The following is a 16,309-nucleotide window of genomic DNA, read 5'->3' as shown; positions in this document are numbered from 1 at the left end:
ATGCCCGAATAAAAAAGCCCGCCGATGATTGCTCATCGGCGGGCTTTTTGTTTGTCGCTAACGCTTAGATCGCGCCACGCTTGCGCAGCAGATCCAGCACTTGCTTGACGCTGTCTTCCAGACTCAGCGTTTGCGTGTCGATCACCAGATCGGCATTCAGCGGCACGTCGTACGGGAAGGATTCGCCCGGGATGTTGTCGCCAGCGGCGGCATACAGACCTTGCGGATCACGCTCGGCGCAGACAGCCGGCGAGGCCTGTACGTAGACCGTCAATAGACGATCCTTGCCGATCAGGTCCTTGGCCTGCTCGCGACCTTCAGCGCTTGGCGCGACGAACGCGGCCAACGTCAGCAAACCGGCTTCGTTGAACTGACGCGCGACGTGCGCGGCACGACGCCAGTTTTCGGTACGGCCGGCGCGATCCTGTGGCAGACCTTTGTTCAAGTCATGGCGCAGGTTCTGACCATCCAGTACAAACACCGCACGACCCATGTCGAACAACTTGCGCTCGACGGCGTAAGCCAGCGTGCTCTTGCCCGCGCCCGACAGGCCGCTGAACAGCACGGTCGCCGGTTGCTGGCCGAAGCGCTGGGCACGTTCTTCAGTGGCCACGTGCGCCAGTTTGCCGTGATGCGTGGCAATGCCATGCGTCACCGGTTGCGCGACGATCATGCCGGCGCCGACGGTGCCGTTGGTCAAGCGATCAATGACGATGAACGCGCCGGTGGTGCGGTTGCTTTCGTAACCGTCGAGGGCGATCGGCGCGTCGAGCGCAATCTTCACCTTGCCGATTTCGTTGAGCTGCAACGCGCTCGCCGGGCCTTCTTCCAACGTGTTCACGTCGACCTTGTTGACGATGCTGGCAATCGAACCCGGCACGTAACTGGTGGCGCGTTTGATGTCGTATTTCTTGCCCGGCAGCATCGGCTCTTCAGCCATCCACACCAGCATCGCTTCGAAGCTGTCGGTGACCGGCGGCACGTTGTCGGCATGCACCAACAGGTCGCCACGGGAGATGTCGATTTCGTCTTCCATGGTCAGCGTCACCGCTTGACCCGGACCGGCGTGCTCCAGCTCACCTTCGAAGGTGACGATGGATTTCACCCGGCTGCTTTTGCCCGACGGCAGCACCACGACTTCGTCACCCTTGTGCACGATGCCGCTGGCCAGGGTGCCGGCGAAACCACGGAAGTTCAGGTTCGGACGGTTGACGTACTGCACCGGGAAACGCAGATCGGTGAAGTTGCGATCGCCCGCGACTTCCACGGTCTCGAGGATTTCCATCAGCGACTGGCCGGTGTACCACGGCGAGCGCTCGGACTTGTTCACCACGTTGTCGCCCTTGAGGGCAGACATCGGCACGAAGTGCATGCTGGTCGGCTTCATCTTCAAGCCTTCGGCGAACTTCAGGTAGTCAGCCTTGATCGACTCGAACACGCCTTCATCGAAGTCTTTCAGGTCCATCTTGTTGATGGCGACGACGATGTGTTTGATCCCCAGCAAGGACGCAATGAAGCTGTGGCGACGGGTCTGGGTCTGCACGCCGTAACGCGCGTCGACCAGAATGATCGCCAGGTCACAGGTGGACGCACCGGTGGCCATGTTGCGGGTGTACTGCTCATGGCCGGGGGTGTCGGCGATGATGAATTTGCGTTTGGCGGTGGAGAAATAGCGGTAGGCGACATCGATGGTGATGCCCTGCTCACGCTCGGCCTGCAGACCGTCGACCAGCAATGCCAGATCGATGTCGTCACCGGTGGTGCCGACTTTCTTCGAGTCGCGGGTGATCGCTTCGAGGTGATCTTCGTAGATCATCTTCGAGTCGTGCAGCAGGCGCCCGATCAGGGTGCTCTTGCCGTCATCGACGTTACCGCAGGTCAAAAAGCGCAGCAGTTCTTTACGTTCGTGCTGGCCCAGGTAGGCGAGGATGTCCTCGCTGATCAAATCAGATGCGTGCGACATGACAGCCCCTTAGAAATAGCCTTGACGTTTTTTGTCTTCCATCGAGCCGGCGCCATCGTGGTCGATGACACGGCCCTGGCGCTCGGAAGTTCGCGTCAGGAGCATTTCCTGAATGATGTCCGTGAGGCTTTCGGCCTCGGACTCCACCGCGCCCGTCAACGGGTAGCAGCCAAGGGTACGGAAACGCACTTTCTTTTTGACGATGCGAGCCTTGTCCTCATCGGACAGGTGCTCGAGGATGCGCTCGTCGTCGATCATGATCAGCGTGCCGTTCTTCTCGATCACTTCGCGTTCAGCGGCGAAGTACAGCGGCACAATCGGGATGCCTTCGAGGTAGATGTACTGCCAGATGTCCAGTTCGGTCCAGTTCGACAGAGGGAACACACGAATGGATTCACCCTTGTTGACCTTGCCGTTGTAGACGTTCCACAGCTCCGGGCGCTGGTTTTTCGGGTCCCAGCGGTGCTTGCTGTCGCGGAACGAGTACACGCGCTCTTTGGCGCGGGATTTCTCTTCATCGCGACGGGCGCCGCCGAACGCTGCGTCGAAACCATGTTTGTCGAGCGCCTGTTTCAGGCCTTCGGTTTTCATGATGTCGGTGTGCTTGGCGCTGCCGTGGGTGAACGGGTTGATGTTCTGCGCCACGCCATCGGGGTTGATATGGGTGATCAGGTCCAGGCCCAGTTCTTCGACCATCTTGTCGCGGAACTTGTACATTTCCTGGAATTTCCAGCGGGTGTCGACGTGCATCACCGGAAACGGCAGTTTGCCCGGGAAGAACGCCTTGCGTGCCAGGTGCAGCATCACGGCGGAGTCTTTACCGATGGAGTACAGCATCACCGGGTTATCGAACTCGGCGGCCACCTCGCGGATGATGTGGATGCTTTCCGCCTCCAGCTGTTTCAGATGCGTCAGTTTGTCGACCATGGCTACTCACGAAAACTTTCTTATGAACGGCCAGCGGGCCGTGTTCGAGCGAGGAATCCTAGCACAGCGACCTTCTTCTAATCAGGACGCTAGCTAGAACGAAAGGGCATATGAATATGCCCACCAGTTCGGCCGATGGGGATCAATGTGGGAGCGAGCTTGCTCGCGAAAGCGGTGTGCCATTCAACAATGAAGGCGACTGATACGGCCTCTTCGCGAGCAAGCTCGCTCCCACAGGGATTTGCGGTGGTTTTCAGATCGGGTTAGGGCAGTCGATGAAGATGTGTTCGACAGCAAAGCGTTTTGCCAGATAGTCACCCAAGGCCTGTACGCCGTAGCGTTCGGTGGCGTGGTGGCCGGCGGCGATGAAGCTGATGTCGTTTTCGCGGGCGCTGTGAAAGGTCTGCTCGGAGGCTTCTCCGCTCAGGTACAGATCAACGCCTGCCGCGACGGCCTGATCGATATAGCCCTGACCGCCACCGGTGCACCAGCCTACTCGGCGAATCATCGGGCTGCCTTCAATCAATAACGGCTCGCGGCCCATGACTTCTTGCACCTTGCGGGCGAAATCGCGCGCGGTCATCGGATCCTTCAAAGACCCGACCAGACCGACAATTTTCAGATTGTCCGGATCCAGCGGCCCTTCAACGGTGATGTCCAGTTGGCGAGCAAGCTGCACGTTGTTGCCGACATCCGGATGCAGATCCAGTGGCAAGTGGTACGCGAGCAGACTGATGTCGTGCTTGAGCAATGTCTTCAGTCGACGCTGCTTCATGCCTGTGATGCACGGGTTCTCGCCCTTCCAGAAGTAACCGTGGTGCACCAGCACCAGATCCGCCTCGGCTTCGACGGCAGCATCCAGCAACGCCTGACTGGCGGTGACGCCGCTGACGATGCGCATCACTTGCGGCCGGCCTTCGACCTGCAAGCCGTTGGGGCAATAATCGGCAATTTTCGAGCTGCTGAGGTAACGGTCGGCTTCTTCGACGAGGGTGCTGAGGGCAACGGCCATGAAAGACTCCTAAATATCCCGTTCAGAGGCGCGCGCGGCCTCGTATAATGCGCGACATTATGGGCGGTCTGACCCCGCCTGCAACTTTTCCAGGACGTGCTTAATGCTCAAGGCGCTGCGTTTTTTCGGCTGGCCGTTGTTGGCCGGTGTGCTTATCGCTCTGTTGATTATTCAGCGTTACCCGCAGTGGGTCGGGCTTCCGAGCCTCGACGTCAACCTGCAACAGGCCCCGCAAACCACCAGCGTGCAACAGGGCCCGGTGTCCTATGCCGACGCGGTGACCATTGCCGCGCCTTCGGTGGTCAACCTCTACACCACCAAAGTCATCAACAAACCGGCGCATCCGCTGTTTGAGGATCCGCAGTTTCGGCGCTTCTTCGGTGACAACTCGCCAAAGCAGAAACGCATGGAATCGAGCCTCGGTTCAGGCGTGATCATGAGCCCGGAAGGCTACATTCTGACCAACAACCACGTGACCAGCGGCGCGGATCAGATTGTGGTCGCCCTGAAAGATGGCCGCGAAACCCTCGCGCGCGTCATCGGCAGCGACCCGGAAACCGATCTCGCGGTGTTGAAAATCGATCTGAAAACCCTGCCGGCCATCACTGTCGGCCGCTCCGACAACATTCGCATCGGCGACGTTGCATTGGCCATCGGCAACCCGTTCGGCGTTGGCCAGACCGTGACCATGGGCATCATCAGCGCCACCGGGCGTAACCAGTTGGGCCTGAACAACTACGAAGACTTCATCCAGACCGACGCGGCGATTAACCCGGGTAACTCCGGCGGAGCGCTGGTCGATGCCAACGGCAACCTTACCGGCATCAACACGGCGATCTTTTCCAAGTCCGGTGGCTCGCAGGGCATCGGCTTTGCGATTCCGGTGAAACTGGCAATGGAAGTGATGAAGTCGATCATCGAGCACGGTCAGGTAATTCGTGGCTGGCTCGGCATCGAGGTGCAGCCGCTGACCCAGGAACTGGCCGAGTCGTTCGGCTTGTCCGGGCGTCCGGGGATTGTCGTCGCGGGGATCTTCCGCGATGGCCCGGCGCAGAAGGCCGGCCTGCAACTGGGTGACGTTATTTTGAGCATCGATGGCGAGCCGGCCGGAGATGGTCGCAAGTCGATGAACCAGGTCGCGCGGATCAAGCCGACCGACAAAGTGACGATCCAGGTGATGCGCAACGGCAAAGAACTGAAGCTCACCGCAGAAATCGGCCTGCGTCCGCCACCGGCGCCAGTGAAAGAAAAAGAAGAATAAAACTTCGTTCGCGCCAAGCACGCTAATAAAAGACATTCTCAACAGGCATGTTATATTGTTTCAATTCTAAGAATTGGAACAACATAACATGTCGTCTCGAACAAAGGCTTCCCTGCTCGGCCTGAGCCTTGGTCTGCTGGTCGATCCAGCCTTCGCCGAAGAACCCAAGCCGCTTGAACTCGACGCCATCAGCGTCATCTCCGACTACGAATCGCCGACCGGCCCGGTCAAAGGCTACCGCGCCACGCGCTCGTCCAGCGCGACCAAAACCGACACGGCGATCCGTGATATCCCGCAGGCGATCAGCGTAGTGCCCGCCAGCGTGCTCAAGGATCTGGGCAGCAGCAGTGTCGAGCGCGCGCTGGATTTCGCCGGCGGCGTATCCAAGCAAAACAACTTCGGCGGCATGACGCTTTACGAATACAGCGTGCGCGGCTTCACCACCTCGGAGTTCTACAAGGACGGCTTCAGTGCCAACCGGGGTTATCCGAGCACGCCGGACGCGGCGAATATCGAGCGCATCGAAGTACTCAAAGGCCCGGCCGCCAGTCTGTATGGTCGAGGCGATCCCGGCGGCACGGTGAACATCGTCACCAAAAAACCGCAGGCCGAAGCCTTCACCACTCTGCAAACCAGCGCCGGCAGTTGGGATCGCTATCGCACCGCGCTGGACGTCAACACACCGCTGGATGATGAGGGTGATGTGCTGTCGCGAATCAACCTCGCGGTTGAGGACAACAACAGTTTTCGCGATCACGTCGACAGCCAGCGCGTATTCGTCGCGCCCTCGATCAGTTGGCAATTGAACCCGGACACGTCGTTGCTGGTGGAAAGCGAAATCGTCCGCCACAGCTCGACCTTTGATCGCGGTATCGTCGCGCCCAACAATAAATGGAGCGGTGTTTCGCGCTCGACTTTCCTTGGCGAACCCAACGACGGCAACATCGATAATCACAACAATCTGCTTCAGGCCACGCTAGAACATCACCTCAACGACAGCTGGAAGCTGCGTCTGGCCAGTCATTACAAGGAAGGCAAACTCTGGGGCGATGCTTCGGAAAGTCGTCCATTGAACGCCAACGGCCGCACCGTCAACCGCCGCTATCGCGAGCGCGACACCAATTGGCACGACAGCATCACCCAACTGGAACTGCGCGGCTTATTCGATCTCGGCCCGTGGCAACACGAATTGCTGATTGGCACCGAGTACGAAAACTTCCGCAAGAACGAGCGCGTCACCACTATTGCTGGCGGCCCCTACGCCATCGACATCTACAAGCCGATCTACGGCCAACCGAAACCCAGCGGTGCGCGGTCGGGCACTGACTTCTTCGAACAGGTCGAAAGTCATGCACTGAACCTGCAGGACCAGATCGTCTTCACCGACAAACTGCGCGGGATGATCGGCGCACGCTTCGAGCATTTTGATCAGCACATCGACGATCACAGCCGCAACGCCACCAGCAACCAACGCCACGACGCGCTCACCCAGCGGGTCGGCCTGCTCTATCAATTGACGCCGGAAACCGGATTGTTCGCCAACGCCTCGACCTCGTTCAAACCGAACAATGGCCTCGACGCCGCCGGCAAATCCTTCGACCCGGAAGAAGGCGTCGGCTACGAAGTCGGGATCAAGAACGAGCTGTTCGACGAACGCCTGAGCAGCACCCTCGCCTTCTTCCACATCGACAAAGAAAACGTTCTCGCCCTCGACCCGGCCACCGACACCAGCCGCGCCATGGGCAAGGCACGCAGTCGCGGCTTCGATTGGCAGGTCACCGGGCAAGTCACCGATGCGGTGCGAGTCATCGGCGCCTTCGCCTACATCGACGCCGAAGTGACCAAGGGCGACGCGGTGATTTCCACCGGCAGCCGCATCCTCGGCGTGGCCAAGCGTAGCGGCAGTCTGCTCGGTGTTTACGAATTTCAGGATGGCCATTTGCGTGGTTCGGACGTCGGTGCAGCGTTCACCTACGTCGGCGATCGCTCGGGAGAATCCGGCAGCGACTTCGAATTGCCGGCGTATCACACCGTCGACCTGCTCGCGCATTACAAGGCCAGCGATAACGTCACTGTCGGCCTGAACCTGAACAACCTCTTCGACGAGAAGTATTACGAGCGCTCCTACAGCAACTACTGGGTCAACCCCGGTGAGCCGCGCAATTTCACCGTCAGCCTGACTCTCAACCTGTAAAAGGACGTCACCATGCAATACGGCAAATCCCTTGTACTTATCGCCGCGCTGTTCGCCGGTCAGGTCTCGGCCCATGGCCTGTGGACTGAGCAACGGCGCGGCAATATCGAAGTGGTCTACGGTCATGGCGCTGAGGACAACGCGTTCAAGGCGCAGAAGATCAGCGGCGCGTGGGCTTACGACGCGAGCGGCAAGATGATTCCGGTGAGCGTCGAGCGCCTGACGGATCACGCACGACTGAAACCACTGAAAGCTCCGGCCGTCCTGGCCGTGGCGCTGAACAACGGCATGTGGTCGCAGACTGCTGACAAAAAGTGGGTCAACGAAGGCCGGAGCAAAGTGCCGGGCGCTGTCGAAGCGACGCAGACGTTCAAATACAGCCTGGCGATTTATCAGCCGGGAGCGAAGTTGCCAAAACTGGATCAGATCAAATTGCTGATTCTTCCGGAGGTTGATCCGCTCAGCGTGGGGCCAGGGAAATCATTACCGGTGCGGGTGCTGCTCGATGGCAAACCGGCGGCGGGTGTGAAGTTGATTGGCGACTATCGCAATGCGCCGAACACGTTGAGCACCGAGACTGACAAGGATGGTCGGGCGCAGGTATTGGTGAGGAATGAAGGGTTGAATGTGATTGCGGCGCAGGTCGAGGTGCCGGTGAAGGACAGTGCGGATGTGAACAGTCGCGGCTTGTTTAGCTCACTGACCTTCCTTGGCGAAGCGCATCACGAATAAGAGCAGACCCTCACCCCAGCCCTCTCCCGGAGGGAGAGGGAGCCGACCGAGTTGTAAGGCGTCATGCATCGACCTGAATTACCGAGTCGATTATGGATTCGGTAAAGCAAGTTCAGGTCGGTGCAACTCGGGAGCATCCCCCAATCAGTCCCCTCTCCCTCTGGGAGAGGGCTAGGGTGAGGGGCTTTTGCTTTTATAGGTCGCCAAGCCCGTCGATCAACGCCTGATTCTGCTCCGGCGTGCCAATCGAAATCCGCAGGAACTGCGCAATCCGCTCCTGCTTGAAGTGCCGCACAATCACGCCCTGCTCACGCAGCTTGGCCGCCAGCCCCGCCGCATCATGCTGCGGATGCCGGGCAAAAATGAAGTTAGCCGCCGACGGCAGCACTTCAAAACCCTTGGCCTGCAACTGTGCAATCACCCACTCACGGCTCTCGATGACCAGACGGCAGGTCTTGTCGAAGTGCTCACGATCTTCAAACGCCGCTGCCGCCCCGACAATCGCCAGACGATCCAACGGATAGGAGTTGAAGCTGTTCTTGATCCGCTCCAGCGCCTCGATGAGATCGGGATGGCCGACCGCAAAACCAACGCGCAAACCAGCCAGCGAGCGCGACTTGGACAGGGTCTGTGTAATCAGCAGGTTCGGATAACGGTCCACCAGACTGATCGCCGTCTCGCCGCCGAAGTCGATGTACGCCTCATCCACAACCACTACCGAATCCGGGCTGGCCTTGAGGATCTGCTCAACCGCGTCCAGCGCCAGCAGGCAGCCAGTTGGCGCGTTCGGGTTAGGGAAGATGATCCCGCCATTCGGCTTGGCGTAGTCGGCCGGATCGATCTGGAACTGCGCGTCCAGCGGCACCGCATCAAACTCGATGCCGTACAAACCGCAGTAAACCGGATAGAAGCTGTAACTGATGTCCGGGAACAACAGCGGCTGATCGTGTTGCAGCAAACCGTGGAAAATGTGCGCGAGCACTTCGTCCGAACCGTTGCCAAGGAACACCTGATTGCTCTGCACACCGTAATACTGGGCGACGGCGGTTTTCAGCAGGTCGCTGTTCGGGTCCGGGTACAGACGCAGGTTGTCATTCAGTTCGACCTGCATCGCTGCCAAGGCTTTTGGCGACGGGCCGTACGGGTTTTCGTTGGTGTTGAGCTTGACCAGTTTGGTCAGCTTCGGCTGTTCGCCCGGTACGTACGGCACCAGATCCTTGACGAACGGGCTCCAGAATTTGCTCATCGCTCAGTTCCCCTGCCCTTGTAGAAAGTCTTCGTCTTTGATGCGGTATTCAGCACTGCGCGCGTGGGCGCTCAGCGACTCGCCACGGGCCAATACCGACGCCGTTTTACCCAGCTCGGAAGCACCGGCCTCGGAGCAAAAGATGATCGACGAACGCTTCTGGAAGTCGTACACGCCCAGCGGCGAGGAGAACCGCGCGGTGCCCGAGGTCGGCAGCACGTGGTTCGGGCCTGCGCAGTAATCGCCCAGGGCTTCGGAGGTGTGACGGCCCATGAAGATCGCACCGGCGTGGCGGATCTGCGGCAGCCAGGCTTGCGGATCGGCGACCGACAATTCCAGGTGCTCAGGGGCAATGCGATTGGCGACTTCGATGGCTTGGGCCATGTCCTTCACGTGAATCAATGCACCACGGCCATTGATCGAGGTTTCGATGATGGTCGCGCGGTCCATGGTCGGCAGCAGTTTGTTGATGCTGGCGGCGACCTTGTCGAGGAACTCGGCATCCGGGCTGACCAGAATCGCCTGGGCGTCTTCGTCGTGCTCGGCTTGCGAGAACAGGTCCATGGCGATCCAGTCCGGATCGGTCTGGCCGTCGCACACCACGAGGATCTCCGAAGGCCCGGCGATCATGTCGATGCCGACCTGACCGAACACGTGGCGCTTGGCAGTGGCGACATAGATGTTGCCCGGGCCAACAACCTTGTCAACCTGCGGCACGCTTTCGGTGCCATAGGCCAAAGCAGCAACCGCTTGTGCGCCACCGATGGTGAACACCCGGTCGACACCCGCAATGCATGCGGCCGCCAGCACCAGTTCGTTGATTTCACCGCGCGGGGTCGGCACGACCATGACCACTTCGGTCACGCCGGCGACCTTGGCCGGAATCGCGTTCATCAGCACCGACGACGGGTACGACGCCTTGCCACCCGGCACATACAGGCCTGCGCGATCCAGCGGCGTGACCTTCTGGCCCAGCACGGTGCCGTCGGCTTCGGTGTAGCTCCAGGAATCCTGCTTCTGTTTTTCGTGATAGCTGCGCACACGGGCCGCGGCTTTTTCCAGGGCTTCGCGCTGGGGCACGGTGATGCGGGTCAAAGCCAGTTCCAGACGCTCACGCGGCAGGATCAGGTCAGCCATCGAAGCGACTTCAAGGCCATCAAACTTCTGGGTGAACTCGACCAGCGCCGCGTCACCGCGTTCGCGCACAGCCTTGATGATGTCCAGCACGCGCTGATTGACCGAGTCGTCAGACACACTTTCCCAGCTCAGCAGATGATCCAGATGATGCGCGAAATCCGGGTCAGCAGCGTTGAGTCGGCGAATTGCAGTCGGTGCGGTCATAGCGAGAGCCTCATAGGAATGGCAAAAACTCAGGCGCCCTAACTTAGCAGTCGTTTCCGCTTGGGCACCTGAGATTCTGGCTATGAGGCGGATAGACGGGCGCGACTTAACGTCGCGCAGGTGAATCAGCCGCGGTGTCGCGATTCCACTGCGTTGCGCAGGGTATCGATCAACGCCTGGATTCGGGCGTGCTGCATTTTCATCGAAGCCTTGTTGACCACCAGGCGCGAGCTGATCGTGGCGATCAGTTCCTGAGGTTCCAGGCCGTTGGCGCGCAGGGTGTTGCCGGTGTCGACCACGTCGATGATCTTGTCAGCGAGACCGATCAGTGGCGCCAGCTCCATCGAGCCGTACAGCTTGATGATGTCGACCTGACGGCCCTGCTCGGCGTAGTAACGCTTAGCCACATTGACGAATTTGGTCGCCACGCGCAGACGGCCTTTTGGCTCCGGCGCGCCGATCTTGCCGGCGGTCATCAGCTTGCACTGGGCGATCTGCAGATCCAGTGGCTCGTAGAGGCCCTGGCCGGTGTACTCCATCAACACGTCTTTGCCGGCAACGCCAAGGTCGGCCGCGCCATGCTCGACATAGGTCGGCACATCGGTGGCGCGCACGATCAGCAGACGAACGTCGTCCTGGGTCGTGGGAATGATCAGCTTGCGGCTCTTGTCCGGATTCTCGGTCGGCACGATGCCCGCTTCGGCAAGAAGCGGCAGGGTGTCGTCAAGGATGCGGCCCTTGGACAGTGCGATGGTCAACATGGGAAACGTCAGTCCTTATCAAGGTACTCATGTCCGGTCGCAATCGGCGCCGGACACACATCGAGCCGGAAACCGGCTCGACTCTTAAAATCAGTGGACACGTCCCTGTGTCCCAATGCAGCAATCAGCCCGGAACGCGACGGATCTTGGCGCCCAGCATCTGCAGTTTTTCTTCGATGCACTCGTAACCACGGTCGATGTGGTAGATGCGGTCGATCAGGGTATCGCCTTCGGCAACCAGTGCCGAGATTACCAGGCTGGCCGAAGCACGCAGGTCGGTCGCCATGACTGGCGCGCCTTTCAGAACTTCAGTACCGGTGACGATGGCAGTGTTGCCTTCGACCTGGATCTTGGCGCCCATGCGGTGCAGTTCGTACACGTGCATGAAACGGTTTTCGAAGATCGTCTCGATCACGGCACCGGTGCCTTCGGCAATGGCGTTGAGCGAGATGAACTGCGCTTGCATGTCAGTCGGGAACGCCGGGTATGGCGCGGTGCGCACGTTGACCGCTTTCGGACGCTTGCCGTGCATGTTCAGCTCGATCCAGTCTTCACCGCAGGTGATTTCTGCGCCGGCTTCACGGAGTTTTTCCAGAACGGCTTCGAGGATGGTCGGATCAGTGTCCTTGACCTTGACGCGACCGCCGGTCACGGCAGCGGCGACCAGATAGGTGCCGGTTTCGATACGGTCAGGCATGACCTTATAGAAAGCCGAACCCAGACGCTCGACGCCATCAATAGTGATGGTGTCAGTACCAGCGCCGGACACCTTGGCACCCATGGCGTTGAGGAAGTTCGCCAGGTCAACCACTTCAGGTTCACGGGCGGCGTTCTGCAACACGCTGCGGCCCTTGGCCAGTGCAGCGGCCATCATGATGTTCTCGGTACCGGTCACACTGACGGTGTCGAAGAAGAAGTGTGCACCGCGCAGGCCACCTTCAGGCGCCTTGGCCTTGATGTAGCCGCCTTCAACGTCGATCACCGCGCCCATGGCTTCGAGGCCACGGATGTGCAGGTCAACCGGACGCGAACCGATAGCGCAACCGCCAGGCAGTGCCACTTCGGCTTCACCGAAACGGGCAACCATCGGGCCCAGTACCAGGATCGACGCACGCATGGTTTTCACCAGTTCGTACGGCGCGATCAGGGTCTTGATGGTGCGCGGGTCGATTTCGACGCTGAGTTTTTCGTCGATCACCGGCTCGATGCCCATGCGACCGAACAGCTCGATCATGGTGGTGATGTCGTGTAGGTGCGGCAGGTTGCCAACGGTCACCGGGCCATCGCACAGCAGGGTGGCGGCCAGGATCGGCAGGGCGGAGTTTTTTGCGCCGGAAATGCGGATCTCGCCATCAAGACGAGCGCCACCGGTAATAATCAATTTATCCATAAGAATCTCGACGCCCTTAGGCTCAGGTGCGCTCGGCCCAGGCCGCGCTGCTGAAAAATTTCATAGTGACCGCATGGATGCTGCCATCGGTGATCCATGGGTTCAAATGGGCATAGACCTGCTGCTGACGCTTCACCGGGCTCAACGCCGCCAGTTCATCGCTAATCACGTTCAGCTGGAAATTGCAGCCTTCGCCCTCAACTTCTACCAACGTTCCGGGCAGCTTTCCTTCAAGGAAGCTCTTCACTTCTACGGCCTGCATGCTCAACCTCAATCGGCGCCCTGTGCGCACGGGTCGGACATCATACAAAAAAGCCCCGCGCCTGCGAACCCCGCATGGCAGGACTCTGACGGGGGGCTTCTTTAGAGATGTGGGTTCAGGGGTGCGCCAACAGTTCGGTCAGTTCACTGACCTGAGCAATTTCGCGCATATCTTCGGGCATCGCACGGATGCTGACAGCCTTGCCGGCCGCATTCGCATCGCGCATGAAGCACAGCAGCAACGATAAACCGACGCTGCTGGACTTCTTCACCGCCGAGCAATCGATCACCAGCGAAGAGGCCTTGCTGGACTTGATCAGCGCCTGGCCTTGCTTGCGCAGGTCAGCGCCGGTGCGATAGTCCAGCACTCCGCTAAGCAGAAGCTCGTCGACATCACTCATACGAACTGCGGCCTCATTCATTGCGCGGGGTTCTTTTCGGTGGCTTCTTTGGCCTTGGCCACTTCCCCGGCCCAACCATTGATGGTTTTGTCCAGATCGTTGCCATTGCGCTGCATCGCGTCGGCGAACTGATCGCGGAACAGTTTGCCGATGTTGATGCCGTTGATGATCACGTTGCGCAGTTTCCACTCGCCGTTGATCTTCTCCAGCGTGTACTGCACAGGATAGATTGCGCCGCTGCTGCCCTTGACGGTCATGTTTACGCTGGTGCGATCGCCCGATTCGTCCTTGGCAGGGTCAACGGTGATGCCCTGGTTGTTGTACTCAAGCAGAGCGTTGCCGTAGAACTGGAACAGGCCTTTCTTGAAGTTTTCCTGGAAGGTCTGCATCTGCGCAGGCGTGGCCTTGCGCGAGTACTTGACCGTCATGATGCTCTTGGAAATGCCTTCGGCATCCACCACTGGCCCGACGATGTTGTTGAGCGCCGTGTAGAAATCCGTCGGGTCCTGCTTGTATTTCTCTTTGTTGGCAGCCAGGTCGGCCAGCAACCGGGTGGTGGTGTCCTGCACCAGATCATGTGCCGAAGTCGCAGCAGCCACGGCGTTACCCATCAACGGCAAGGCCGCCAACAGCACCAACAGGCTGCGTCGCAAGATAGAGATCATTCAAAAGCTCCTCATTTGGCGTCTTTGCTAACGGTATTGAGCAGGAATTTACCGATAAGGTCTTCCAGTACCAGTGACGACTGCGTGTCATGGATGGTTCCACCATCCTTCAGCGGTTTGTCTTCTCCGCCTACGCTGATACCGATGTACTTCTCGCCCAGCAGACCAGCGGTCAGGATAGACGCTGTGGAGTCGGTCGGAAGATTGTCGACCTTTTTATCCACTTGCAGGGTGACCCGACCGGTGAAGCTGTCGCGATCCAGATCGATCGCCGTAACCTTGCCGATGGTCACACCGGCCATGGTCACTTTGGCTCTGACCGTCAAACCGGCGATATTGTCAAAGTAGGCATAAAGTTTATAGGTGTCGGTGGTCGACGTCGGAGACAGACCACTGACCCGCAAAGCAAGCAGCAACAAGGCCAGGATCCCTGCCAGCAGGAACAGGCCGACACCGATTTCCAGGGTGCGGTTTTGCATCAGAAATCTCCAAACATCAAAGCGGTCAGAATAAAGTCCAGGCCGAGCACTGCCAGCGAGGCAAACACCACGGTCTTGGTGGTAGCACGACTGATACCCTCGGAAGTGGGCTCACAGTCATAGCCTTGGAATACGGCAATCCAGGTCACTACAAAGGCGAAAACAATACTTTTGATCACGCCATTGAGCACATCACTGGTGAAATTCACGCTGTTCTGCATGTTCGCCCAATAAGAGCCTTCATACACACCCAGCCAGTCGACAGCCACCCACGAACCGCCCCAGATGCCTACCACGCTGAAAATCATCGCCAGCACCGGCAGGGAAATGAAGCCGGCCCACAGGCGCGGGGCAATGATGTACTTGAGCGGATCGACACCGATCATTTCCAGGCTGGACAGCTGTTCGGTGGACTTCATGTTGCCGATCTCGGCGGTCAGTGCCGAACCGGCACGACCGGCGAACAACAGCGCCGTCACCACCGGGCCGAGTTCACGCAGCAGGGTCAGCGCAACCATCTGCCCCACCGCCTGCTCCGAACCGTAGCTCGACAGAATGCTGAAACCCTGCAGCGCCAGCACCATGCCGATGAAGATCCCGGAAACAACAATGATCACCAGCGACATTACGCCGACCGAATGCAGTTGCTTGACCAGCAGGCCGAAGCCACCACTGATGCCACCGCGACCCAACAACGCGTGAAACAGAAACAGCGTCGCACGACCGAACACCGCGACGGCATCGATCGCCGCCTCGCCGAACCGGCGTACGCGTTCTATTAATGAAATTCTGCGCATCAGCGCTTCCCCAGAAGATCTGCGCGGTAATCCGTCGCTGGAAAATGGTACGGCACCGGGCCATCGGGATCGCCGGTCATGAACTGACGGATACGCGGCTCGTCCGAGTTCATCAACTCGTCCGGCGTACCCTGCCCCAGCACCTGACCATCACCGACGACATAGATGTAGTCGGCAATGCTCGCGGTTTCGGCCAGATCGTGGGACACCACGATACTGGTTATCCCCAGTGCATCGTTGAGCAGGCGGATCAGGCGGACCAGCACGCCCATGGCGATCGGGTCCTGCCCGACGAACGGTTCGTCGTACATGAGGATCTGCGGATCGAGCGCAATCGCTCGCGCCAGTGCGACGCGGCGCTTCATGCCACCGGACAGTTCGTCCGGCATCAGCTCGATGGCACCGCGCAGACCGACCGCCTGCAATTTGAGCAGGACGATGTCGCGGATCATTTCTTCCGGCAAATCGGTATGAACACGCAGGGGGAAAGCCACGTTCTCGAAAACATCGAGATCGGTGAACAGTGCGCCGCTTTGAAACAGCACACCCATGTGCTTTCGCGCATCGAACAGATCGCTGCGCGAAAGCGCAGGCAGGTTCTGGCCGTTGACCCAGACTTCGCCGCTGGCAGGGCGCAGTTGTGCCCCCATCAATCGCAGCAGCGTGGTCTTGCCACACCCGGAAGGTCCCATGATGCCGGTGACCTTGCCGCGCGGGATGCGAATATCGACGTTATTGAAAATGCTGCGCGCACCGCGCTTGAAGGAGACTCCCTTCAGCTCGACCGCGTAGGCGTTATCGGCACTCATCTAAACTCCTTGCGATGCAGCCTCTCACTCGGACGCCTGTCTTTACTTAAAAAGTACGTACATCCCGGGC

At 59.3% G+C, this 16,309-nt stretch carries 16 protein-coding genes; 3 read left to right on the top strand and 13 right to left on the bottom strand.

The genetic code is table 11. The annotated features are described in order from the left end of the window. Positions 1-64: 64 nt before the first annotated feature. From cysN to AB4N74_RS28655, 3 genes are all read right to left on the bottom strand, one after another. Positions 65-1,963 (bottom strand): sulfate adenylyltransferase subunit CysN, encoded by a 1,899-nt coding sequence (cysN, locus tag AB4N74_RS28665; protein ID WP_460097914.1) that lies wholly within the window; start codon positions 1,961-1,963, stop codon positions 65-67. A 9-nt stretch (positions 1,964-1,972) separates the two neighbouring features. Next, the gene (gene cysD / locus AB4N74_RS28660) at positions 1,973-2,890 is read right to left on the bottom strand and encodes a sulfate adenylyltransferase subunit CysD (protein ID WP_007912374.1); all 918 of its coding nucleotides are present in this window, start codon (positions 2,888-2,890) and stop codon (positions 1,973-1,975) included. A 253-nt stretch (positions 2,891-3,143) separates the two neighbouring features. After that, positions 3,144-3,902, bottom strand: a complete 759-nt coding sequence (locus tag AB4N74_RS28655) for a Nif3-like dinuclear metal center hexameric protein (RefSeq protein WP_099758011.1) — start codon at positions 3,900-3,902, stop codon at positions 3,144-3,146. 103 nt (positions 3,903-4,005) lie between these two features. On the opposite strand from AB4N74_RS28655, the gene algW reads away from it, so the two are divergent. From algW to AB4N74_RS28640, 3 genes are all read left to right on the top strand, one after another. Then, the gene (gene algW / locus AB4N74_RS28650) at positions 4,006-5,163 is read left to right on the top strand and encodes a Do family serine endopeptidase AlgW (RefSeq protein ID WP_093436001.1); all 1,158 of its coding nucleotides are present in this window, start codon (positions 4,006-4,008) and stop codon (positions 5,161-5,163) included. Between the two features lie 88 nt (positions 5,164-5,251). Beyond that, on the top strand, positions 5,252-7,357 hold the full coding sequence (locus AB4N74_RS28645; RefSeq protein ID WP_460097913.1) for a TonB-dependent siderophore receptor: 2,106 nt from the start codon (positions 5,252-5,254) through the stop codon (positions 7,355-7,357). 12 nt (positions 7,358-7,369) lie between these two features. Further along, positions 7,370-8,089, top strand: a complete 720-nt coding sequence (locus AB4N74_RS28640; RefSeq protein WP_460097912.1) for a DUF4198 domain-containing protein — start codon at positions 7,370-7,372, stop codon at positions 8,087-8,089. 193 nt (positions 8,090-8,282) lie between these two features. Here AB4N74_RS28640 and hisC read toward each other — a convergent pair whose 3' ends face one another. The 10 genes from hisC to AB4N74_RS28590 form a co-directional block, all read right to left on the bottom strand. Continuing rightward, the gene (gene hisC / locus AB4N74_RS28635; protein ID WP_460097911.1) at positions 8,283-9,335 is read right to left on the bottom strand and encodes a histidinol-phosphate transaminase; all 1,053 of its coding nucleotides are present in this window, start codon (positions 9,333-9,335) and stop codon (positions 8,283-8,285) included. Positions 9,336-9,338: 3 nt separating this feature from the next. After that, positions 9,339-10,676: a histidinol dehydrogenase gene (hisD, locus tag AB4N74_RS28630; protein WP_414926667.1), complete on the bottom strand. Its 1,338-nt coding sequence runs from the start codon at positions 10,674-10,676 to the stop codon at positions 9,339-9,341. A 125-nt stretch (positions 10,677-10,801) separates the two neighbouring features. Next, on the bottom strand, positions 10,802-11,437 hold the full coding sequence (gene hisG, locus AB4N74_RS28625) for an ATP phosphoribosyltransferase (RefSeq protein WP_007912384.1): 636 nt from the start codon (positions 11,435-11,437) through the stop codon (positions 10,802-10,804). Between the two features lie 124 nt (positions 11,438-11,561). Next, on the bottom strand, positions 11,562-12,827 hold the full coding sequence (murA, locus tag AB4N74_RS28620; RefSeq protein WP_007912385.1) for a UDP-N-acetylglucosamine 1-carboxyvinyltransferase: 1,266 nt from the start codon (positions 12,825-12,827) through the stop codon (positions 11,562-11,564). A 22-nt stretch (positions 12,828-12,849) separates the two neighbouring features. Continuing rightward, the gene (locus AB4N74_RS28615; protein ID WP_008085051.1) at positions 12,850-13,089 is read right to left on the bottom strand and encodes a BolA family protein; all 240 of its coding nucleotides are present in this window, start codon (positions 13,087-13,089) and stop codon (positions 12,850-12,852) included. A 115-nt stretch (positions 13,090-13,204) separates the two neighbouring features. Next, positions 13,205-13,510: an STAS domain-containing protein gene (locus AB4N74_RS28610; protein WP_034154488.1), complete on the bottom strand. Its 306-nt coding sequence runs from the start codon at positions 13,508-13,510 to the stop codon at positions 13,205-13,207. Further along, positions 13,507-14,154 carry an MlaC/ttg2D family ABC transporter substrate-binding protein gene (locus AB4N74_RS28605; protein WP_007912390.1) on the bottom strand — a complete coding sequence of 216 codons (648 nt, stop codon included), beginning with the start codon at positions 14,152-14,154 and terminating at the stop codon, positions 13,507-13,509. Before AB4N74_RS28605 ends, AB4N74_RS28610 begins: the two co-directional genes overlap by 4 nt. An 11-nt stretch (positions 14,155-14,165) precedes the next feature. Further along, entirely contained in the window at positions 14,166-14,633 is a 468-nt protein-coding gene (mlaD, locus tag AB4N74_RS28600) for an outer membrane lipid asymmetry maintenance protein MlaD (protein ID WP_007912400.1), read from the bottom strand. Next, complete coding sequence (gene mlaE / locus AB4N74_RS28595; protein ID WP_003221704.1) at positions 14,633-15,430, bottom strand: lipid asymmetry maintenance ABC transporter permease subunit MlaE; 798 nt, start codon at positions 15,428-15,430, stop codon at positions 14,633-14,635. Before mlaE ends, mlaD begins: the two co-directional genes overlap by 1 nt. After that, positions 15,430-16,239, bottom strand: a complete 810-nt coding sequence (locus AB4N74_RS28590) for an ATP-binding cassette domain-containing protein (RefSeq protein ID WP_007912403.1) — start codon at positions 16,237-16,239, stop codon at positions 15,430-15,432. The genes mlaE and AB4N74_RS28590 overlap by 1 nt, the downstream gene beginning before the upstream one ends. Positions 16,240-16,309: the final 70 nt, after the last annotated feature.

Source organism: Pseudomonas sp. H3_C08 (assembly GCF_054669455.1).
This window is presented reverse-complemented; position numbering and strand designations above follow the sequence as displayed.